Source organism: Rhizobium sp. SYY.PMSO, from assembly GCF_046840415.1.
Taxonomy (GTDB): Bacteria; Pseudomonadota; Alphaproteobacteria; order Rhizobiales; family Rhizobiaceae; genus Rhizobium.
Map to the genome: position 1 here is coordinate 1,457,424 of NZ_CP177351.1, position 20,141 is coordinate 1,477,564.

20 protein-coding genes are annotated in these 20,141 nt (G+C 59.7%); 18 read left to right on the plus strand and 2 right to left on the minus strand.

Annotated elements, in window-relative coordinates; genetic code table 11:
* Positions 1-107: 107 nt before the first annotated feature.
* Positions 108-1,934, minus strand: a complete 1,827-nt coding sequence (locus tag ACJJVH_RS33335; RefSeq protein ID WP_412066585.1) for an FUSC family protein — start codon at positions 1,932-1,934, stop codon at positions 108-110.
* A gap of 760 nt (positions 1,935-2,694) precedes the next feature.
* On the opposite strand from ACJJVH_RS33335, the gene proV reads away from it, so the two are divergent.
* From proV to ACJJVH_RS33365, 6 genes are all read left to right on the plus strand, one after another.
* On the plus strand, positions 2,695-3,927 hold the full coding sequence (gene proV, locus ACJJVH_RS33340) for a glycine betaine/L-proline ABC transporter ATP-binding protein ProV (protein WP_112794652.1): 1,233 nt from the start codon (positions 2,695-2,697) through the stop codon (positions 3,925-3,927).
* A 24-nt stretch (positions 3,928-3,951) separates the two neighbouring features.
* Positions 3,952-4,833 carry an ABC transporter permease gene (locus tag ACJJVH_RS33345; RefSeq protein ID WP_113360080.1) on the plus strand — a complete coding sequence of 294 codons (882 nt, stop codon included), beginning with the start codon at positions 3,952-3,954 and terminating at the stop codon, positions 4,831-4,833.
* A gap of 68 nt (positions 4,834-4,901) precedes the next feature.
* The gene (locus ACJJVH_RS33350; protein WP_412066586.1) at positions 4,902-5,774 is read left to right on the plus strand and encodes a glycine betaine ABC transporter substrate-binding protein; all 873 of its coding nucleotides are present in this window, start codon (positions 4,902-4,904) and stop codon (positions 5,772-5,774) included.
* 61 nt (positions 5,775-5,835) lie between these two features.
* Complete coding sequence (locus tag ACJJVH_RS33355) at positions 5,836-6,132, plus strand: helix-turn-helix domain-containing protein (protein ID WP_412066587.1); 297 nt, start codon at positions 5,836-5,838, stop codon at positions 6,130-6,132.
* A gap of 132 nt (positions 6,133-6,264) precedes the next feature.
* The gene (locus ACJJVH_RS33360; protein ID WP_412066588.1) at positions 6,265-6,984 is read left to right on the plus strand and encodes a GntR family transcriptional regulator; all 720 of its coding nucleotides are present in this window, start codon (positions 6,265-6,267) and stop codon (positions 6,982-6,984) included.
* A gap of 3 nt (positions 6,985-6,987) precedes the next feature.
* A complete protein-coding gene (locus ACJJVH_RS33365) occupies positions 6,988-7,692 on the plus strand; it encodes a GntR family transcriptional regulator (RefSeq protein WP_112794648.1) in 705 nt (234 codons plus the stop codon).
* A gap of 107 nt (positions 7,693-7,799) precedes the next feature.
* Here ACJJVH_RS33365 and ACJJVH_RS33370 read toward each other — a convergent pair whose 3' ends face one another.
* Positions 7,800-9,689 (minus strand): bifunctional sugar phosphate isomerase/epimerase/4-hydroxyphenylpyruvate dioxygenase family protein, encoded by a 1,890-nt coding sequence (locus tag ACJJVH_RS33370; RefSeq protein ID WP_412066589.1) that lies wholly within the window; start codon positions 9,687-9,689, stop codon positions 7,800-7,802.
* 232 nt (positions 9,690-9,921) lie between these two features.
* Here ACJJVH_RS33370 and ACJJVH_RS33375 point away from each other — a divergent pair, with 232 nt between their 5' ends.
* The 12 genes from ACJJVH_RS33375 (at position 9,922) to ACJJVH_RS33430 (ending at position 20,135) form a co-directional block, all read left to right on the plus strand.
* Positions 9,922-10,752 (plus strand): transporter substrate-binding domain-containing protein, encoded by an 831-nt coding sequence (locus ACJJVH_RS33375; RefSeq protein WP_112794921.1) that lies wholly within the window; start codon positions 9,922-9,924, stop codon positions 10,750-10,752.
* A gap of 107 nt (positions 10,753-10,859) precedes the next feature.
* Entirely contained in the window at positions 10,860-11,312 is a 453-nt protein-coding gene (locus tag ACJJVH_RS33380) for a type II 3-dehydroquinate dehydratase (RefSeq protein WP_412066590.1), read from the plus strand.
* The gene (locus ACJJVH_RS33385; protein ID WP_412066591.1) at positions 11,309-11,977 is read left to right on the plus strand and encodes an amino acid ABC transporter permease; all 669 of its coding nucleotides are present in this window, start codon (positions 11,309-11,311) and stop codon (positions 11,975-11,977) included. The genes ACJJVH_RS33380 and ACJJVH_RS33385 overlap by 4 nt, the downstream gene beginning before the upstream one ends.
* A gap of 7 nt (positions 11,978-11,984) precedes the next feature.
* Positions 11,985-12,629 (plus strand): amino acid ABC transporter permease, encoded by a 645-nt coding sequence (locus ACJJVH_RS33390; protein ID WP_112794645.1) that lies wholly within the window; start codon positions 11,985-11,987, stop codon positions 12,627-12,629.
* A gap of 70 nt (positions 12,630-12,699) precedes the next feature.
* The gene (locus tag ACJJVH_RS33395) at positions 12,700-13,428 is read left to right on the plus strand and encodes an amino acid ABC transporter ATP-binding protein (protein ID WP_412066969.1); all 729 of its coding nucleotides are present in this window, start codon (positions 12,700-12,702) and stop codon (positions 13,426-13,428) included.
* A gap of 312 nt (positions 13,429-13,740) precedes the next feature.
* Positions 13,741-14,568 carry a shikimate dehydrogenase family protein gene (locus tag ACJJVH_RS33400; RefSeq protein WP_112794642.1) on the plus strand — a complete coding sequence of 276 codons (828 nt, stop codon included), beginning with the start codon at positions 13,741-13,743 and terminating at the stop codon, positions 14,566-14,568.
* A 498-nt stretch (positions 14,569-15,066) separates the two neighbouring features.
* Positions 15,067-15,351, plus strand: coding sequence for an acylphosphatase (locus ACJJVH_RS33405; RefSeq protein ID WP_112794641.1), 285 nt, complete (start codon positions 15,067-15,069; stop codon positions 15,349-15,351).
* Between the two features lie 137 nt (positions 15,352-15,488).
* Complete coding sequence (locus ACJJVH_RS33410) at positions 15,489-16,133, plus strand: Rieske 2Fe-2S domain-containing protein (protein ID WP_412066592.1); 645 nt, start codon at positions 15,489-15,491, stop codon at positions 16,131-16,133.
* Positions 16,130-16,975 carry an aromatic ring-hydroxylating oxygenase subunit alpha gene (locus ACJJVH_RS33415; protein WP_112794639.1) on the plus strand — a complete coding sequence of 282 codons (846 nt, stop codon included), beginning with the start codon at positions 16,130-16,132 and terminating at the stop codon, positions 16,973-16,975. The genes ACJJVH_RS33410 and ACJJVH_RS33415 overlap by 4 nt, the downstream gene beginning before the upstream one ends.
* A complete protein-coding gene (locus ACJJVH_RS33420) occupies positions 16,972-17,628 on the plus strand; it encodes a glutathione S-transferase family protein (protein ID WP_412066593.1) in 657 nt (218 codons plus the stop codon). The genes ACJJVH_RS33415 and ACJJVH_RS33420 overlap by 4 nt, the downstream gene beginning before the upstream one ends.
* 4 nt (positions 17,629-17,632) lie before the next feature.
* A complete protein-coding gene (locus ACJJVH_RS33425) occupies positions 17,633-19,012 on the plus strand; it encodes an amidohydrolase (RefSeq protein WP_412066594.1) in 1,380 nt (459 codons plus the stop codon).
* Positions 19,013-19,034: 22 nt separating this feature from the next.
* Entirely contained in the window at positions 19,035-20,135 is a 1,101-nt protein-coding gene (locus ACJJVH_RS33430) for a BMP family ABC transporter substrate-binding protein (RefSeq protein WP_412066595.1), read from the plus strand.
* Positions 20,136-20,141: the final 6 nt, after the last annotated feature.

The window sequence follows — 20,141 nt, forward strand, 5'->3', positions numbered from 1 at the left end:
CGATTTGTTCCAAACGGCTTGAATTTCTATCGAGCCGAACCGTCCGACGATGAGGCTTGCAGATTGATCGAACTCGCGAAATGGGTTGTATGCGACAAAAGCTCCCGTCATGCTCTATTGGACGCGCTGACGATCGAGCTGCGGAGCAGCCGGATTTCCGCTTCGAGAAAAGCCGGAACGTCGGGCGCAGACGGCAGCGCGGCCCCTTTGTTAAGGGCGCTGATGATGCCGACGAGCGCGTTGTGCACCTGCGCCGCGCCGTCTCTGCCGAACAGTTCTCTCGCCAGAGCAGTATTCTCGCCCATCGCCGACGCAGAGTCGATCCGCCAGGCGGCGGCAAGCAGGCGGTAGACAAGGCGCTGGGTAGCAACGACGGCCGGCCAGAGCGGTTCGGCCGCAGCCCGGCTCTCCATGCTGCTGCCAACGGCGGCATCGAAGCTTTGCAGCAACAGAATCGTATGATGCTGAAGATTACGCCGGGCGCTGCGAGCCGCCGTTGTATCAGCATCGCCGGCTGCCAGATGCTGGGTGACCAAATCGATCGCACCCCAGGTCCGGAACAATTCCCGTGATATCGCCCGGGTCATGCCACGCTTCGCCAGCAGCATAAACACCGCGATACCGATCGCGCAACCTAGAATGGTATCTTCCGCACGGACCCAGATTTGATGTGAGATATCCGTCACGGGATAACCGCCGGAGGCAATGGTGAGCGCAATCGCCGTGATGAACACGACTGCAAGTCCATAGTTCCTGGGCACCAGCATTTCGATGATGAATTGCAGTACGACAATCGCCACAGCGAACCAAAGGCCTTCTGGATGCAGAAACAGAACTCCGCCGGCCAGAACCGTGCCGATCAGGGTCCCGCCGACCCGCTGGATTGCCCGTTGCAGCGTGGTCGCCCGATCAAGCCCTTGGTAAAGCATCAAGACGGCCGCGGCGGTGATCCAGTAGGCATGCTCGACGTTCGTCGCCCAGCCCACGAGTCCGCTGACCGCCGAGGCTACCGCCACACGTAGACCGATCTCGAATGCCTGCGCGCCGGGTCTTGCGCTCTCCTTCAGCAATTGCCAGCCACTGACGCGGCCGAGCGGAATATGGCCCATATCGGTGACGTCCTGCGGTCTGGGCCCCTGCTCGGCGATTGCCCTCACACGTTCGACATTTACCAGCGGGACAGGCTCGCTTGGTGCAGCATTGACCCTCTCGGCGAAAATCATGTGCAACTCCCTGCCCTCGGCACGCAACCGCGTCAATGTTCCGTTCGGCCGGGGCTGGACGGGTTGCTGGCTAACCAGCACCGTCCAGGCCAGATGGAGCGCGGCAGCCGCCTGATGCCTTGCCGCGTCGGCACGCGGCGTCGCCGCAGCGGTGAGAAAATCGCCGACTGCGCGGGCTGCCGATTTCAGAGCCAAAACTTCAGGGCCGCGTGGCGCAAAGATCGCCCCCGCCATATGCAACGTCCAGGCGAAGGCTCCGCCGGCAAAGACGAGCGTACCCACATGCCACCATGCCAGATCTTCGGCACCCATCGCCGTGCCAGCCGCAACCGCAAGCGTGAAGAGATACGCTCCGGGCGGCGAGACTTTCAATGCGCTGCATAGGAAGGCGGCGGCGGTTGCGATCACCGTGACCACCGGAATAGTCAGCCAACCCGTGCTGCCTGCCGCCACACCGATCATGACGACCAGCGCAAATGAGATCGCGATCGCGCCAAGATGCATGGCGCGGTTCAGGAACGGCCGGTCATTGCCGTAGACGGCAGTGAAGCCACCGATCGTCGCCATCAGACCTGCCGGCAGGTCGCCGGCCACCCAGCCGATTGCCGCCGGCACCCCCATTGCCACGGCAGCACGCAATGCAATCGGCCAACGTCGCGCATCCGGCTTATTCAGGGTAAACAGTGAGGTTAGCTGGAAAGCCCGCTCCACCAGCGGCGGAATATCAGGTTCGGTAATCGGTTCAGGCATGACGTTCCCAGCACATTCGACAGGCCGAGGCTAATTGGCCAAGATCGGATTGGCAATCAGCTACGCGTCGGTAGCGATCGCCATGGCTTTCTTGAGAATTTCGCCTTTTCGAACAGTGCTCAATCAGGAAGTTCCCGAACAGGTTCGCGACAGAATGCGAGTAGGCATGAAAACCAGTCGCCAGGCATGGGCGTGTTCCCCGGCGGTATCTGCTATGGTTACCAAGAGGAAACGTGAATTCGATGACGAGCAGCCGGACAGTATCCTCGAGAGGATCTGACTTTCAGATAATCATTTGATAAATATGAATTTTTTAAGTCATCATAGAGATGGCCAAGCCTCCGTGAGATGACAAATCATTCGAAGCATATGATGATATCGGCGGGACCCGAAGCCCTGTTTGCGACAACCAGCGCGACCAAATAATCTCAATTTTTTGTAGACAGTCCTTGTCTACCATCCTAAAAGCCGTTGCTGAGTGTTGAGACATAAACTGGTCCTGCGGTGAGCAGGAACATTTGTATTTGTCTGCTTTTCGCCGTCCTTCGCGCCTCCCCGGCTTATCGATCGACAAAACGACACCTCCGTTTGCCGACTGATTGATCGTCGAATCGGAAACTGGAAGACAGCGCATGGATCTGCGGATTTCAGCTGTCGTCCCGGATGAATAAACAAGAACAAGGAGCATGCCTGGACTATCGAGTCGCAGGCCCAGGATTTTATGGCATTTGCAACTGAAAATGACGCGCCGGCGCACCCGGCTTCGACCAAAATCAGTCTCAAGAACATTTACAAGATTTTCGGCGAACGCCCTTCGAGGGCCATGAACCTGATCCACGCCGGCAAATCAAAATCGGAAATTCACGCCGCGACGGGTTGCTCGGTCGGAGTGAACGATGCAAGCTTCGATATCCGGGCCGGCGAAATCTTCGTCATCATGGGCCTTTCCGGATCGGGCAAATCCACCCTGCTGCGTCTGCTCAACCGGCTGATCGAACCGACAGCCGGCTCCATCGAAATCGATGGCAGGGACATCACCGGCATGCCGCGCCGGGAGCTGATCGCTCTGCGCCGTGGCGAAATCAGCATGGTCTTCCAGTCCTTCGCGCTGTTGCCGAACCGCACGGTGTTGAACAACGTCGCTTTCGGTCTTGAAGTGGCCGGCGTCGGCGAAGCGGAGCGCAGGCAAAGGGCGATGGCGGCGCTCGAGGCCGTCAGTCTCGACGGTTATGCCGACAGTCATCCGGATCAGCTGTCCGGCGGCATGAAGCAGCGCGTCGGCCTTGCGCGCGCGCTTGCCAATGAGCCGACCGTGCTTCTGATGGACGAGGCCTTTTCGGCGCTCGATCCGTTGATCCGCACGGAGATGCAGGATGAGCTCGTGCGCCTCCAGGCTCAGCACAGTCGAACGATCGTCTTCGTCAGCCACGATATCGACGAGGCGATGCGCATCGGCGACCGCATCTGCATCATGCAGAACGGCAATGTCATCCAGGTGGGTACGCCCGACGAGATCGTCATGAGTCCTGCCAACGACTATGTCCGGTCGTTCTTCCGCAATGTGGACGTTTCACAGGTCTTCAGGGCCGGCGATGTCGCGCGCAAGACCCAGGTGACGATCATCGAGCGTCAGGGCGTTTCCGCTGCGGCGGCGCTGGAGCGGATGAAAAACTTCGACCGGGAATATGCAATCATTCTCGGCCGCGACAAGACCTATCACGGCATGGTCAGCCATGCGTCCCTTGTCGAAAATCTGCGTGCAAACGCTGCCGATCCCTATCGCAGCGCCTTTCTTCCTGGGATAGAACCCATCCCCGCCGCCGAGCCGCTTTCCGGCGTTCTCGGCAAGGTCGCGGCCAGCCCGTGGCCCGTGCCCGTGGTCGATGACGGCAATCGCTATCTCGGCTCCATCAGCAAATCGGCGCTGCTCGAAACGCTCGACCGCGCAAGCTGACCTCCAATCAAATCGGAAGATTCCATGACCTTCGATATCGGCGACGGCATCGACAGTGCCGTCAATTACATTCTCGACAATTTTTCGCCCGCGCTCGACACCATTGCCGCAATCATCGGCTTCGTCACCGGCTCCATCCAGAGCGCGCTGACCGCGATACCGATGCCTGTCGGCATCGCCATCTTCGTCTTCCTGTCTTTGTGGCGGGTGGGATTTGCCTTTGCCGCCTTCACCGGCATCTCGCTTTTCCTGGTCAATCATATGGGCCTCTGGGGCGCGATGATGGAGACGCTGGCGCTCGTCATCGCCTCTACGTTGATGGCAATGATCGTGGGCCTGCCGCTCGGCATCGCCATGGCAAGCCGCAATGCGATCGCCGCCGCGGTTCGCCCCATCCTCGACCTGATGCAGACGATGCCCGCCTTCGTCTATCTCATCCCGGCGGCGATGTTCTTCGGTCTCGGCGCCGTGCCGGGTGCGATCGCAACGGTGATCTTCTCGATGCCGCCGGTGGTGCGCCTGACCAACCTCGGCATTCGCCAGGTTCATCCCGAATTCATCGAGGCCGGCAATGCCTTCGGCTGCACCTCGACGCAGCTGCTGTTCAAGGTGCAGCTGCCGAATGCCATGCCCTCGATCATGGCCGGGATCAACCAGACGATCATGCTGTCGCTCTCCATGGTCGTCATCGCTTCGATGATTGGCGCGGGCGGCATCGGCAATACGGTGTTGACGGGCATCCAGCGCCTCGATGTCGGCACCGGTTTCGAAGGAGGGCTGGCTGTCGTCATCCTCGCCGTCATTCTCGACCGCATCACCCAGAGCCTTGGCTCGCGCCGGCTCACCCTGCTGCAATCGCTCTTCCGAAGGAGCGAAAGCGAGCGCCTGGTGACGGCCACGGCCTGAACCCTCCACCTGAAACCAAGGCGGTCTCGACCGCCAAACGCGAACCTTCCCTGAAAGGAGCAACATCCATGTTCAAGTTACTCGCAACACTGGGCCTTGCCGCCACGCTTTGCAGCGGCATGACCGCAGCCGCGATGGCTGAAGACAGCAAACCGGTGAAGATCGGCTGGGCCGCCTGGTCCGATGCCGAGTTCGTCACGAAGCTCGCCGCCAAGCTGATCACGGACAAGTTCGGCCAGAAGGTCGAGCTCGTGCAGACCGATGTCGCGCCGCTCTATCAGGGCGTCAGCCGCGGCAATCTCGATGCCATGATGATGGCCTGGTTGCCGCAGACCCATGCTGACTACTACGCCAAGGTCAAGAACCGCGTGGAGACCCTCGGCACCGTCTATGACGGCGCAAAGCTCGGCTGGGTGGTGCCCGCCTACATCCCGCAAGACCAGATCGGCTCGATCGAGGATCTGAAGAAGCCGGAGATTCAGGAAAAGCTGTCGGGCACGGTGCAGGGCATCGATCCCGGCGCCGGCCTGACCCGGCTTTCGGAGAAGGCCCTCAAGGATTACGGCCTCGATAAATACAAGCTTCAAGTCTCGAGCGAAGCAGGCATGCTGACCACGGTCGATCGTGACATACGCAGCGAAAAATGGTTCGTCGCAACCTCCTGGAGCCCGCACTGGATGTTCGGCAAATACAAGCTTCGCTACATTGCCGACCCGAAGAAGTCTCTGGGCGAAGCGGAGCATGTGGATGTGCTCGCCAGGAAGGGCTTCGCCGCCGAAAATCCGAAGGTGGCCGGCTTCCTGTCGCGCATGAAACTGCCGATCTCCGATCTGGAAGCGGCGATGTTTAATGCGCAGACGACCTCCTACGATCAGGCGGTCGACAAGTACATCAAGGATCATCCCGATCAGGTGAAGGCCTGGGTCGGCGACGAAGGCTGACATCCCCGTTGCAGCCCCGCCGTGCCGCGGCGGGGTTTCTTTTCATATCGAGGTGACATGAATGTGCAATCAGATGCCGGACTGGGCGCTCGCAGCCGATGACACGCTCGGCGGCCGGATGTCATTGGCACGCGATGCCTGCGGGCTCTCCGCAGAGGATGCAGCTTTGCTCGTGGCCGTACCGAAGCAGACGTGGCTATCCTGGGAGAACGACCGCGACGAGCCCGATCCGGCCTACCTCGGGGAAATTGCCGACTCGCTTCACATCAGCCTGGCCTGGTTATTGAGCGGTCGAGGCATCGGCCCAAGCTGGAAAGGCAGCGAACAATCCTTCGCAAGTCCGAAACGCTCTAATTGAAGCGGATGCGCAAAGCTCGGCCGTTTCAAGCTTGCCCGTCGCGCCGGGCGCCTTCAGCGCATCGCTACCGGAAGCGATCCAATGGGAGATCGACTTGAATGTTTCCCATTGAAAAGATCGAGTCGAATATGTATGAGAAAATCCAAAATCTCCGAGGAAGCCGTGCAAACCGACTTGTTGGCCGAAACCGTTGCCGAGAGCAACTACCAGCGGATACGCAGGGACATCATCTTTGGGCGACTCGCTCCGGGGCAGAAGCTGAAACTCGATAATTTGAAAGCGACCTATGAGACCAGCGTCAGCACCCTGAGAGAAATTCTCAACCGGCTGACATCGGAAGGACTGGTTGTTGCCGAGGGGCAACGAGGGTTCGAGGTCGCAAGAGTTTCCATTGCGGACCTGCGCGAGATCGCAGCGCTGAGGCTGCTTCTGGAAGAACATGCGCTGGAGCAGTCCTTCGAACAGGGTGACCTGGAATGGGAGGCGCAGCTCGTATCGGCCCATCACAAGCTTGCACGTATGGAAGCCGTCATGGCTTCGGGCGATACCGGCCAGGCCGAGGACTGGAAACGCTATGACTGGGAATTCCACCAGGCGCTGATTGCGGCATGCGGCTCGCGGCTCTTGATGGAGACGCATTCAGCCGTCTTCGACAAATATCTTCGCTATCAGATGGTGGCGCTCTCCTATCGGGGCGGAGTGGCCGAGCAGGAACACCGGCAATTGCTCGACGCCGCTCTCAAGCGTGACAGCACCAAGGCGAAGGACATCCTGAAGCGCCACATCCAGGGCGGCGTCGAGCATGCGCTCGGCAAGGGGCTGCTCTCCTCCCCGGTCAAACAGGCGAAGTAATCGATGGCAGCCCCACGTAAATCGGAAAAACAGGCCGGCAATGCCGCAGCCGATGCTTCCGAGACCATCAGCGATGTTGTCTTCCGGCAGATCCGTCAGGACATTATTTCGGGAGCGCTGGCGCCTGGCACCAAGATCAAGCTGGAGCAGGCCAAAATACACTACTCGATCAGCGTGTCCTCGCTGCGTGAAATCCTCAGCCGCCTTGCCATGGAGAATCTGGTGCTTGCCGAAGGCCAGCGCGGCTTCGAGGTTAGCCCGGCCTCCCGCAAGGAACTGGAAGAACTCGCCGATCTCCGCACCGTACTGGAAACGCATGCAATCGCGCTTTCCTTTGCGGCCGGCACGCTGGAATGGGAAGGCCGCGTCGTCGCTGCGCACCACAAGCTCGCTGCGGCAGAGCGCAAGCTGCTCGCGGGAGATGCTTCACGGACGATCGACTGGGTACGCTACGACTGGGAGTTTCACCAGGCGATCGTCTCCGCCTGCAACTCGACGACACTGATGGCAACGCTCTCTTCGGTCTTCGATCGGTTTCTGCGGTATCACATGTTGGCGAAAAGCTTTCGCGGCCAGGCCGTGGCCGATGATCACAAGTTGCTTTTCGACTCCGCGCTGAAGCGCGATGTGGACGCTGCCCAGGCCATCATCGCCAGGCATGTGCAAAGCGGTATGGAACACGTTCTGCGGAGCGGGCGCATCGGCTGAACTGTAGCAACGCTGTTTCGCGCATCCCATAAGCGCGGCTGCGGACCCCTCGGAGCCACCCGCGCATGCCGAAGAAGCGGTCCCGGCCGGGCGATGACGAGACTCATTTATACGGCATCCTTCGGAATGCCCTCCGGCCGCATCTGCTTCTTCTGCGCGGCGATCCGGAAGATCGCATTCGGCGCTCCATAGCCGCGATAAGCGCGGCGCTCGACCACCTCGAAGAAGAAACCTTCTCCATAGGTGCTGCTGTAGAGCTGGAAATACTCGCCATCGTCATCGCGATCGTAGAGAATGTTTTCCGTCCTCAGCCGTTCCGTCAGCTCAGTATCCAGCCCAAAGCGAGCTTCGACATCCTCGTAGTAGTTGGGGGAAATCGTCAGAGGCTTAAATCCCTTGGCGCGCAGGCGCTGGGCGGTCGCAAAGATATCTCCCGTCGAAAAAGCCAGATGCTGGATGCCCGAGCCGAATTTTTCAGCGATGAAATGACCGGCGAGCGTACGCCGGTTTTCCGCACCATTCATCGTGATACGCAAGGAACCGGCCTCATTTTCGATCACCTGACTGCGTACCACCCCGGAGGGGTCGATAATATCGACCATGGGCGTTTTGTGCGCTTCGAAGATCGAGGTGTAGAAGAGCAGCCAGGTCAGCATTTCGTCGTAGCCGACGGTCTGCGCGACGTGGTCGATCTCCAGCAATCCGGCATCGTCGGCCGCGTCCTGCTCCGCAACCGGCACGAAATCGATCTCCGGGAAACGGCCGAGCGGGCTTTTCTCGTCGATCAGATAGATCAGCCCGCCGCCGACCCCGCGGATAGCCGGCAGTTGCAACTCACCCTCGACGACGGCCTGGACGAACGGCTCGGCATCGAGTGCGAGCGCGCGGGAATAGGCGTCTGCCGCATCATCGACGACCAGCGCCATGGCATAGGCAAACGTGCCGTGCACGGCATAGGCGGCGTTGGCGAAACCTGCGGGATCGACATTCATAAGGATGCGGATCCGGCCCTGCTGGAAGAGCGTGACTTTCTTGGAGCGGTGCGCCGCCACCTTGCGGAAGCCGAGCGCCTGCAGGATGCCGACCAGTTCCACCGCCTCCTCTTCATCGGTGGCAAATTCGATGAAACCGACGCCTTTGACCGCGGCGCGCGCCGGCATCTCGGTGCCGATCGGCGTCTCGACCTTCCGACGAATCTGGTCGGCCAGATAGATCAGCGAACGGTGGCCATCCGCCGCAATCGCCCGTGTCGAGCCGCCCCGAAATTGGTCATTGAATATCTCCAAAGAGAAGTATCCGTCATAACCGGTTGATGCCACAGCCTCGGCAAATTCCGTGACCGGCAAATCGCCCTCGCCCGGCATGTTGCGGAAATGCCTGGACCAGTAAAGCAGGTCCATATCGATCAATGGTGCATCGGCAAGCTGCACGATGAAGATCTTTTCCTTGGGGATCGAGCGGATAGAATTGATATCGATCTTGCGCGACAGTGAGTGGAAACTGTCAAGGATCAGCCCGACATTGGGATGGTCCGCGCGCCGCACGATCTCCCAGGCATCGCGGTGATCGTTGACAAAGCGGCCCCAGGCCAGCGCCTCATAGCCCACCTTCAGCCCACGCTTTGCCGCTCGTTGTCCCAACTCGCGAAAGTCGGCTGCGGCCCGGTCGATGCCGCCGAGCGCTGCATGCGAGACATTCGAGCAGACGAGCACCATGTCCGTGCCGAGCTCATGCATGATGTCGAACTTGCGCTCAGCGCGATCGAAGGTGCGGCCGCGCAGAGCATCCGGCATGCCCTCGAAGTCGCGAAAGGGCTGGAAGAGCGTGATGGTAAGGCCAAGATCCCGCGCCATCTTCCCGACATCGGCAGGGCTGCCGTCAAAGGCCAGGAAGTCGTTTTCGAAAATCTCCACGCCATCAAAGCCGGCCCGCGCGATAGCCTCCAATTTTTCCGGAAGCTCGCCTGAGATCGTGACAGTCGCAATCGAGGTCTTCATGGCGCGCAAAATCCTCCCTGGCCGTGCCACGGCAATAAGCAGCCGAGCATGCCGATGGCATTATGATGAATATCGTGAGGATTTCAATTCAGATGATTAAATGAAAAGTATCATATGTTTTTTAAAAACTATGTTGATTTATCCGCACCCCTCAGGCAAATATTACCGCGAACAACCGGGAGAGGGTGACTGGGAGGTTGCGGAGGCGACCATCCGAAAAGAGGAGGAACTCATGTTGAAGTCTTTACTGACGCGGCGTGGCGCCATGCTTGGTGCGGCCGTTTTCGCTGCCGCCATCGGGCTTGCAAACTCGGCAGCCGCTATCACGCCCCAGGAAATCAAGGCGCGTGGAAAACTGATCGTCGGCATCCAGGGCGATAACCCGCCATGGGGCTTCGTCACCAGCGCTGGCAAACAGGATGGATTTGACGCCGACATGGGCGCCCTGTACGCCAAGGAACTCGGCGTTGACGTCGAATTTGTCCCGCTGGAAGTCAACAACCGCATTCCGGCACTGACCTCCGGCCGCGTCGACGTGCTCTTTGCGACCATGGCCATGCTTCCGGACCGCGCCAAAGCCGTACAGTTCAGTGAGCCCTACAACGCCAACGCCATCGTCCTGATCGGCCCGAAGAACAAGTCGATCAAGACCAACGCCGACATGGCCAACCTGACCATCTCTGTGGCCAAAGGCGCGGCACAAGACACACAGGTCACCAAGAATGCGCCGGCTTCGGCCACCATCCGCCGTTTCGATGGCGATGCAGCCAGCGTCCAGGCGCTTGTTTCCGGCCAAGTCGATGCTCTCGGCGGCAACATCTTCTATATGGACCGCGTGGAAAAAGCCCGCCCCGGAGAATTCGAAAACAAGTTGGAGTTTCAGAAGCTCTACAACGGGGCCTGCACGCGTCTGGGCGAAAAGGAGCTCAACGCCTCCATCAACGCCTTCATCGACAAAATCAAGGGCAACGGCGAATTGAAGACGATCTACGACAAGTGGATGAAGGTGCCGGTTCCGGAATTTCCGAAGAGCCTGGAAGGCATTTCGTTCGTGGCGAACTGACACAAACGCTCCTGGCAATTCAGGCGCAAGGACGGGAATTCTCATCCCGTCCTTTGAACCCTTTCGCCGAAGACCAAGAAACCGCATTGCACCGTTTGAGGCGCGCCATGACCAGAACCATCTTCGTCCTCAACGGGCCGAACCTCAACCTGCTTGGCGAGCGCGAGCCGCATATCTACGGCTTCACGACGCTCGCCGATATCAGGACGTTATGCGTCACCAAGGGCGCAAGCCTTGGCTTTACGATCGATTTTCGCCAGACGAATTTCGAGGGCGAGCTGGTGGAAAGCATCCATCAGGCTCGAAAGGAGGCTTGCGGCATCATCATCAATCCCGCCGCTTTCACTTTTACCTCGATTGCGCTGCTCGACGCCTTGAAAACGTTTGATCCCCCGAAGATCGAACTGCACATTTCCAATGTCCATGCCCGCGAGGAAATCTACCACAGATCCCTTGTCTCGCGCATCGCCACCGCCATCATGATCGGCTTTGGCGCCCACGGTTATGAGCTGGCAATCGAGGCCATGGCAGGAATGGTGGGGGCCGCAAGAGAAGTATGAACTATCAACTGGATTTTACGCCCGTTATCGATGGTCTGCCAAGCCTGCTGCTTGGCTGTCTCGGCACCTTTCTGCTCGCCATCTGCGGCATGGTTCTTGCCGTCATCATCGGCATCGGCGGCGTGGCGCTCAGGGATTCCCCCATCAAACCGGTGCGCTGGCTGGTGATAGCCTTCGTTGAGCTCATCCGAAATACGCCCTTTCTGGTGCAGATCTTCTTTCTTTTCTTCGCTTTGCCGCTGATCGGCATCCGCCTCGACCCCACGCCGACGGCGATCATCGCGCTCGGCATCAATGGCGGCGCTTACGCGATCGAGATCATCAGGGGCGGCGTGCAATCCATTCCCGGCGGCCAGATCGAAGCAGGCCTGGCACTCGGGCTTCACAAGGTACAGGTGTTCCGGCTGATCATATTGAAGCCTGCGCTGAGAGCGATCTATCCGTCGCTGACCAGCCAGTTCGTGCTGCTGACGCTGTCGACAAGCATCTGCTCAGCGATCTCGGCCTATGAATTGACCGCTGTGGCGCAACGCATCGAATCCGACAGCTTCCGCAGCTTCGAGGTCTATTTCACCATCACGTTCCTCTACTTTTTCATCTCCTGGCTGATGATGCGCTTCTTCGCGCTCTTCTCGGCCCGCTATTTCACCTATCCGGTCAAGTGAGGGCATCATGGGCAGCGCAGAATTCACCTTCCTTTTGATCGGCCTGAAATGGACCGTGCTTTTGTCTGCCGTCGGGTTCGTCTGCGGCTGCATCGCAGGTCTCGCCATAGCGCTGGCACGCACCTCGGGCCTACCGCTGCTCGAGCGGGCAACGTCGAGCTACATCGCTGTCTTCCAGGGTACGCCGCTCCTCATGCAACTCTTCGTCACCTATTACGGGCTGGCATTGATCGGGCTGAAGCTCGATGCCTGGGAAGCAGTCGCGATCGGCCTGACACTCCATGCCAGCGCCTATCTCGGCGAGATCTGGCGCGGTTCGATCGAGGCCGTGCCGCGCGGCCAGACGGAGGCGGCCAAGGCGCTCAGCCTCAAATATGTTTCGCGCATGAAGGATGTAATCCTGCCGCAGGCAATCCGCATCTCCCTGCCGGCCACGATCGGTTTCCTGGTGCAGCTCATCAAGGGCACGTCGCTGTCTTCCATCGTCGGCTTCACGGAGCTGACGCGTGCCGGCAACATCATTTCCAACCAGATCTTCCAGCCGTTGACTGTCTTCGGCATCGTCGGCGCCCTCTATTTCCTGATGTGCTGCCCGTTGACGATCATCGGCGCGCGCCTGGAACGGCGCTTCAATGCCATCCATGCGCGATAGCCGCGATCTCACCCGATCGTATTCAGGAATCGACATTATGACAGCAGTTCCTGCCCCCTCCGCTGAAACAATGATCACCATGAGCCATGTGGAGAAATGGTATGGCGCCTTCCAGGCCCTGCGGGACATCAATATCGAAGTCCACAAGGGTGAGCGCATCGTTCTCTGCGGTCCCTCCGGCAGCGGAAAATCGACCTTGATCCGCTGCATCAACCGTCTGGAGACTTACGAGCGGGGCGAGATTCGCGTCGGCGGCATCCTGCTCGGCGATCGGGCGAAAACCATCGATGCCGTCAGGCGCGAGGTCGGCATGGTCTTTCAGCAGTTTAACCTCTTCCCGCATCTTACCGTGCTGGAAAACTGCATGCTCGCGCCGATGCGCGCCCTCGGCCTTCCGAGGGCCGAAGCGGAAGAGCGGGCGCGCGCGTTGCTCGCCCGCGTCAAGATTTCCGAACAGGCGGTCAAATATCCCGTGCAGCTTTCGGGCGGCCAGCAGCAGCGCGTGGCGATCGCCCGTGCACTCTGCATGCGCCCCAAGATAATGCTCTTCGATGAGCCGACGTCGGCGCTCGATCCCGAGATGGTCAAGGAGGTGCTGGACACGATGATCGGTCTTGCCGAGGAAGGCATGACGATGATCTGCGTGACGCATGAAATGGGCTTTGCGCGCCAGGTCGCCAACCGGGTGGTCTTCATGGCAAGCGGCGCCATCGTCGAGGAAGCCGCACCGGCAGAATTCTTCACCAGTCCTCGCCACGAGCGCACCCGCAAGTTCCTCGGCGAAATCTTGCGCAATTAGGATCGGATCGATGCCGGGGCTGTTGCCGGAAAGTTTGTGGATCGCGGTGACGGGTGCCGGCTTGATTGGCAGGCGCCGTATCGAGCATATGCTCGCCGAGCCGCGAACGAATCCCGCCATCAGCGCCCCCTCGGATGCCCTGCCCTCGCCTTTGAGCCGGGAGATGACTTCGGGCGAAAACCACTCCTTTCCTTGGCGGACCTGGGCTTGCCGCCGGATTGGCGGCACCGCTGACACGTTGGCGATCCCTCGGCCAATGGTTACGGCTTCGGCCCGATCGAGCCGAACGACAGAACTCGAAAGGCGATATCGATGATTAGCGGCACCACCCGGTTGATCGCCCATCTTGGCTACCCGACAGAAAGCTTCAAGGCACCGCTGATCTACAACCCCTATTTCGACGAGCAGGGCATCGATGCCGTTGTCGTGCCGATGGGTTGCAGGCCGGCGGATTACCCCGATTTCTTGAAACTCGTCTTCCGCTTGTCCAACATCCACGGCGCGCTCATCACAATGCCCCACAAGATTACCACCATGGGCCTCCTGGACGAGATCTCCACCAATGCCCGCGTTGCCGGAGCCTGCAACGCCGTCAAGCTCGGCACGGATGGCAGGCTGATCGGCGACATGTTCGATGGCGAAGGTTTCGTGCGCGGCCTGGCTCGCAAGGGCCAGCCGATATCGGGCGCCAAAGCTCTCATGATCGGCGCCGGCGGCGTGGGCTCGGCGATCGCGGCCTCGCTTGCCGGCGCCGGCCTTACCCATCTCGCTCTTCACGACGACAACAAAGCGGCCTTGGAAGGGCTGAAAAGCCGCCTCAATACCTATTACCCTGCCGTGCAGGTTACAAAAGGCACCAACGATCCCCGAGGTTTCGACATCGTCATCAATGCCACGCCGCTCGGCATGCACAAGGACGATCCACTGCCGCTCGATATGACGCGCCTTTCGCCCGAGACCTTCGTCGGCGAAGTGGTGATGAAGGAGGAAGTTACACCATTTCTGGCCGCCGCGCGTGAGCGGGGATGCCGGTATCAGGTGGGAACCGATATGCTGTTTGAACAGATACCGGCATATCTCGAGTTCTTCGGATTTGCCGCAACGACCGCGGATCACTTAAGGCAGATAGCAAAGCTTTAGTGGCGTCGCTCTTGATCGACAAAAACCATCGACCACAATACTGCAAAATGAACGTCCTTGGAAGGAATTGAACCGGCTGCCCGGTACGGCAATTCAGTCTGAATTATACCATACTATGGATTTTATAGCACCTGCCGAAATATCAGATAGCCGTAGCGAAGCTGAACTTCGCTCTGCTCAGATCGGCGATTGAATGCCGACTGGGCCAAACTTGGCCGCCAACCGCTCGCTGCCTGAAAGCAATAAATGAAGACTATAGTCAAACTACAATTTCCTTAGGAGTCGGTGGTGTAGAAAGGAGACGGAAATCTGATATCCGGCAATAAGTCGGGAATGATCATTTTTCGATTATGCCCGATGTCGACACGGCGGTTCCCTTGCAGTTGCTGTTGATTATTTGTCCACGATACGTCCAGGCTGCGAGCAAGACCTTGCTCTTGGCCAAGAGATTTCCATTGGCTATTCTGGCCCCTCTAAGACAATCAAAGGTCCCGGCTTATGTCGCTACGGTTGGACGAGTTGCGCGAACATGTGACAATTCTCGGCAATATCAATTCAGCCTCGTTTCTTCCGTGGATACAACGCCACGCCAGCAAGCTCGGGCTGTCACAGACATTCGTTCATTCTGACGCGGACCGGATCGAGCTTGAGGTTACCGGGCCTGTCGAACTAATCGACATGTTGGAAATAGGTTGCTCACTTGGACCGATCGACGTCTGGGTCGAAGAGATTCAGCGCAGGGTCGTGAATGATCCGGAAACATCCCATCTTAGGGATTCCTGATTCTTTGCCTTTTATTTAATCATTGTTGCCAATGCGAATTATTTATGCAAACCTCCGGAAGCTAAGGGATGCAGGGATAGGCGCCTGCCTATGGCCGGTGGCGCTAAGCCATTGGTGAAATGAAGAGAGTGAAGGCCATGCCACATGATGGGCCGGAATCCTGGGCGCCAGTCGCCCTTTCCGCTGATCTGCCACCAGCAACCGTCATACCGGCCTGGACTTCGATTGGCCCGATTGCCCTGTGGCGCAGTCAGTCGGGCCGCGCAACCGCATCGTCCGATCGCTGTCCGCATCGCGGAATGAGATTGTCGCATGGCTTCGTTCGCGGCGAGGCCCTGTCCTGCATCTATCACGGATGGAGCTATTCCCTCTCGGGCGCATGCATTCGCATTCCCGCCCATCCCGATCTGGTTCCGCCGGAAACCATCCGTGTCGCCGTCCGGCAGGTCGAAGAGGCTGATGGCATCTTGTGGGTGGCCGTCGGGCAACCGGCAACGCAGCCTCCGAAGCTCAATGGGCTCATACCGCTGCGCTCGCTAACGGTGGAAACGGATATTGCGGCGATCGAGGATGCGGCCGGAGCGAAGATCGACAAGCACGGGCTGATCTGTCTGCCTGAATTTCCCTGGATCGGGCTGCTGCTGGCGCCCCAGGAGAAGCATACGCTCATTCTTCTCATGATCGAAAAGGATCGCAGTCCGGCAGACCGCGTTGCGGCGTCCCGGATTGTCGAATCCCTTCGCCGCGCGGCGGAAGAGCGCCATAGGGAGACTGCGGAATGAAAGGCGGCGCGATGATCGACGAATGGTATCCGGTCGGCCTCTTCAGCCAGCTCGGCGAGAAAGGAAGCAAGACCTGGCTGATGGGCGAGGCGATCGAGGTCGCGCGCGATCTGGATGGGAATGCGCGGGTGGCGACCGCCGAGGGAAGAGCTCTCCCCGTTTGCGTCCGGTATGGCCATGTCTGGTCCTCCCTCGGAAAGCCGGAGAAGGAGCTTTTCGCCATTCCGGAGGCCGATCAGCCGGGGCGCCGCTTCGTCGATGTCGGCGTGGTGCGCGTGCGCTGCTCGCCGCTTCGCGCGGTCGAGAACTTCCTCGACATCGCGCATTTCCCCTTCGTCCACACCGATATCCTCGGTGCCGAGCCGCACACCGAGGTCGAAAACTACAAGGTCGAGATTCGCGAGAGCGAGGATGAGGTATGGGCAACGCAGGTGAAGTTCTACCAGCCGCAGGCTGCAAAATCGGCAACTGGCGGCATCACCACCGAGTACATGTACCGCGTGCCGGCACCGACCTGTTCGGTACTCTACAAGACATGCCCTCCGCGACCCAGCGAATGGGACGTCATAACCCTGTTCGTCCAGCCTCTTGCCGAAGACGTATGCGACGTGTGGCCGTGGATGGCGCTCTTCGATGACGAAACGCCGATGACGGATCTCATCCACTTTCAGCAGACGATCTTCCTGCAGGATCGCTCGATCCTCGAGAACCAGATACCCGCGCTTCTTCCGCTCGATCCCGGCATGGAAATCCCGACAAGGGCCGACCTCACTTCGGTCGCTTACCGGCGATGGCTCAAGCGCCACAATTATACCTACGGCGCACAGTTGGTCGCACAATGAAACTCCACGATTATGTTCTGTCGCCCAGCTGCTACAAGGTACGGCTCATGGCCGCCATCCTGGGCATCAAGCTCGAAATCCGGCCGGTCGACTTCCATCCCGGGGCCGAGCATCGCGGGCCGGAGCTGCTGGCGCTCAATCCGGCGGGCTCCATTCCGATCCTCGAAGACGGCGATCTCGTGCTCACAGAGTCCTCGGCAATGCTTGCCTATCTCGCCGCCGATGCTGCGCCGGAATGGCTGGGTCATGGCTCACCGCGGGAAACGGCGCGCATGCAGCAATGGCTCTCCTTTTCGCATCGCCTGACGGCGAACCTTGGCGGCGCGCGGCTTCACGAAATGCTTCTGCGTCCTGGGGACATCAAGGCTTTGCGGGTTCAGGGGATCGCGGCACTGCGCGAACTTGAAGCAGGCCTCTTCGAACAGAGCGAGCGCGGCATGCAATTCCTTGCGGCAAACCGGGCGACCATCGCCGATATCGCCTGCTTCCCCTACGTGGCACTCGCGCCTGACGGCGGCATCTCGCTTGATCCCTACCCCTTGATCCGGCTCTGGATGCGCGCCATCCGCAGCCTGCCGGGCTTCATCGAGATGCCCGGCATCCATCGCCTGCACGAACTGAAACCCGATCCGCATCCGGCAGGGGAGAAATAATGGAATGACCGGCTATCTCCTGAAGAATTGTGCGGCGGTTATCGTCGATGAAGGCAGTGGACCGGGCGTGCGGCGAAACGTCGACCTGCTCACGAAGGGCCCGGCGATCCAGGCGATCGGGGAGAACCTGTCGCTGAACGCATTACCCGAGAACACCATCGTCAAGGACGCATCCGGCTGGTTCGTCTATCCGGGGCTCGTCAACACCCATCATCACTTCTTTCAGTGTTTCGTGCGAAATCGGGCCGATCTCGACTGGACGAAGCTTTCCGTCATCGAATGGCTGGACCGGATCTATCCGATCTTTTCGCGGCTGACGGAGGATTGCTTCTATCATTCTTCAGTGACCGCAATGGCCGAGATGATCAAGCACGGCTGCACGACCGCCTTCGACCATCAATATTGCTTTCCCCGCCACGCGGGAAAGCGGCTGATCGATCGCCAGTTCGAAGCGGCGGAATTGCTCGGAATGCGCTTTCACGCAGGGCGCGGCGGCAATACCCTGCCGAAGTCCGAAGGCTCGACGATCCCGGACGCCATGCTCGAAACCACGGATGAATTCATCGCCGATTGCGCACGGCTGATCGACAGCTATCACGATGCCGGCCCCTTCAGCATGCGTCAGGTGGTGATCGCACCCTGCCAGCCGGTCAATTGCTACCGCGAAACCTTCACCGAGTCGGTCTCGCTGGCGCGCGATCGCAGCGTGCAGCTCCATACGCATGTCGGCGAAGGCGAAAGCCCCGTCATCGAGGCGCGGCATGGCATGCGCACGGTCGACTACTGCGCCGAATTGGGCTTTGCAGGCCCGGATACCTTTTATGCCCATTGCTGGGAGCTGACGCACGACGAGTTGCGCAAAATGGCGGCAAGCGGAACCGGCGTTTCCCATTGCCCGGAGCCGGTCTACCTGGTCGGCGCGGAAGTGACCGATATTCCGGCGATGCAGGCTTTCGGCTTGCGGATTGGCCTTGGTTGCGACGGAGCGGCATCGAACGACAACTCGAACCTGATGCATTGCATCCATTCCGCCTACATGCTGCAGTGCCTGACAGCCTCGACGCGTCGGCACCCCGTCCCCGCCCCGCTCGATTTTCTGCACTATGCGACAAGCGGAGGCGCAAGCCTGCTCGGGCGCACCGATATCGGTCGTCTCGCTCCGGGCATGGCGGCCGATCTCTTTGCGATCGATACGCGACGGATGGATTATGTCGGGACGCGGCATGACCCGCTGAGCCTGATTGCCAAGGTCGGAATCGGCATGCCCACCGATCTGACCATGATCAACGGACGTATCGCCTGGCAGGACGGCGAATTCACGGGACTGGACGAAGCCGCGCTGTTTGCCGCGGCCGAGGCAGCGCTTGCGACAGTAGAATTCTGAAAAACCAAAAAGGGGAACTGGGATGCAGAAAAATCTGACCCGCAGAACATTGATGAAGAGCGCGGCCGTTGCAGGCCTCGTAACGGCCTTTACCGGCCGCTCCGCTTTCGCCGCCGGCGAACCTCTCGGCATCACGCTCGTCGTGCCCTCGCCCATCGGAGATGTCGGCTGGGGACATGCGCTGGCTGCGGGCCTCGAGCCCATCAAGGCCGCCTATGGCGACAAGGTCAAGGTGACGGTGATCGAGAACATTGCCGAAGGCCCGGACGCGGACCGCATCATGAACAAGACGGTCGCCGACGGCAATCACTTCCTGATCGCGGGCTCGTTCGGCTATCAGAACGGCGCGCTTCAGATTGCCCGCCGCAACCCGAAGATAACCGTCCTGCATGCCTCCGGCTTCCAGGTCGCACCGAATTTCTCGCCCTTCGCCGCCAAGTATTTTCAAGGGACCTATCTGCTCGGCATGGCGGCAGCCGCAGTCTCCAAGACGGGCAAGCTCGGTTCGGTTTCCGCCTTTGCGATTCCCGAACTGATCACGTCAATCAACGCCTTCACGCTCGGAGCGCAGGCCGTGAAGCCGGACATCGAGGTATCGGTCGTCTGGGTCAACTCCTGGTTCGATCCGGCCAAGGAGCAGGAGGCGGCCAAGGCTTTGATCTCGCAGGGGTGCGACGTGATCTTCTCGAACGCGCAGGATACGCCCTCGGTCATTTCCGCTTGCGAGGCTGCCGGTGTCTATGCCTTCAACCTGAACTCATCGATGAAGAAATACGCGCCGAAAACCTATCTCGGCTGCATCTCCACGGACTGGTCGCCTTTCTTCAAGGCATCGGTCGACGCCCATCTCGCCGGGACCTTCAAAGGTGCCAATGCCTTCCTCGGCGTCGCGGACAAGGTCGTCGAAGTCGTCGACTGGAACCCGGCGATCCCGGCGGACACGATGGCAAAGATCAAGGAGGTCGAGGCGAAGATCGGAAGCGGCAACTTTTCGCCGTTTACAGGTCCGATCGCCAAGGCCGACGGCAGCGAAGGCGTGGCTGCCGGCGCGACACTCACGGATGCGCAGATCGTCGCGATGGACTGGCATGTCAAAGGTGTGAAGACGCCTTTGCCGAAGTAATCAGGT

Bases quoted from the DNA above. Each gene is read 5' to 3' on its own strand.
- ACJJVH_RS33355 (WP_412066587.1), top strand. From the start codon at position 5,836: ATGTGCAATCAGATGCCGGACTGGGCGCTCGCAGCCGATGACACGCTC.
- ACJJVH_RS33420 (WP_412066593.1), top strand. From the start codon at position 16,972: ATGAAACTCCACGATTATGTTCTGTCGCCCAGCTGCTACAAGGTACGG.
- ACJJVH_RS33395 (WP_412066969.1), top strand. From the start codon at position 12,700: ATGATCACCATGAGCCATGTGGAGAAATGGTATGGCGCCTTCCAGGCC.
- ACJJVH_RS33400 (WP_112794642.1), top strand. From the start codon at position 13,741: ATGATTAGCGGCACCACCCGGTTGATCGCCCATCTTGGCTACCCGACA.
- ACJJVH_RS33425 (WP_412066594.1), top strand. From the start codon at position 17,633: ATGACCGGCTATCTCCTGAAGAATTGTGCGGCGGTTATCGTCGATGAA.
- ACJJVH_RS33365 (WP_112794648.1), top strand. From the start codon at position 6,988: ATGGCAGCCCCACGTAAATCGGAAAAACAGGCCGGCAATGCCGCAGCC.
- ACJJVH_RS33405 (WP_112794641.1), top strand. From the start codon at position 15,067: ATGTCGCTACGGTTGGACGAGTTGCGCGAACATGTGACAATTCTCGGC.
- ACJJVH_RS33385 (WP_412066591.1), top strand. From the start codon at position 11,309: ATGAACTATCAACTGGATTTTACGCCCGTTATCGATGGTCTGCCAAGC.
- proV (WP_112794652.1), top strand. From the start codon at position 2,695: ATGGCATTTGCAACTGAAAATGACGCGCCGGCGCACCCGGCTTCGACC.
- ACJJVH_RS33430 (WP_412066595.1), top strand. From the start codon at position 19,035: ATGCAGAAAAATCTGACCCGCAGAACATTGATGAAGAGCGCGGCCGTT.
- ACJJVH_RS33345 (WP_113360080.1), top strand. From the start codon at position 3,952: ATGACCTTCGATATCGGCGACGGCATCGACAGTGCCGTCAATTACATT.
- ACJJVH_RS33390 (WP_112794645.1), top strand. From the start codon at position 11,985: ATGGGCAGCGCAGAATTCACCTTCCTTTTGATCGGCCTGAAATGGACC.
- ACJJVH_RS33370 (WP_412066589.1), bottom strand. From the start codon at position 9,689: ATGAAGACCTCGATTGCGACTGTCACGATCTCAGGCGAGCTTCCGGAA.
- ACJJVH_RS33410 (WP_412066592.1), top strand. From the start codon at position 15,489: ATGCCACATGATGGGCCGGAATCCTGGGCGCCAGTCGCCCTTTCCGCT.
- ACJJVH_RS33350 (WP_412066586.1), top strand. From the start codon at position 4,902: ATGTTCAAGTTACTCGCAACACTGGGCCTTGCCGCCACGCTTTGCAGC.
- ACJJVH_RS33415 (WP_112794639.1), top strand. From the start codon at position 16,130: ATGAAAGGCGGCGCGATGATCGACGAATGGTATCCGGTCGGCCTCTTC.
- ACJJVH_RS33380 (WP_412066590.1), top strand. From the start codon at position 10,860: ATGACCAGAACCATCTTCGTCCTCAACGGGCCGAACCTCAACCTGCTT.
- ACJJVH_RS33360 (WP_412066588.1), top strand. From the start codon at position 6,265: ATGAGAAAATCCAAAATCTCCGAGGAAGCCGTGCAAACCGACTTGTTG.
- ACJJVH_RS33375 (WP_112794921.1), top strand. From the start codon at position 9,922: ATGTTGAAGTCTTTACTGACGCGGCGTGGCGCCATGCTTGGTGCGGCC.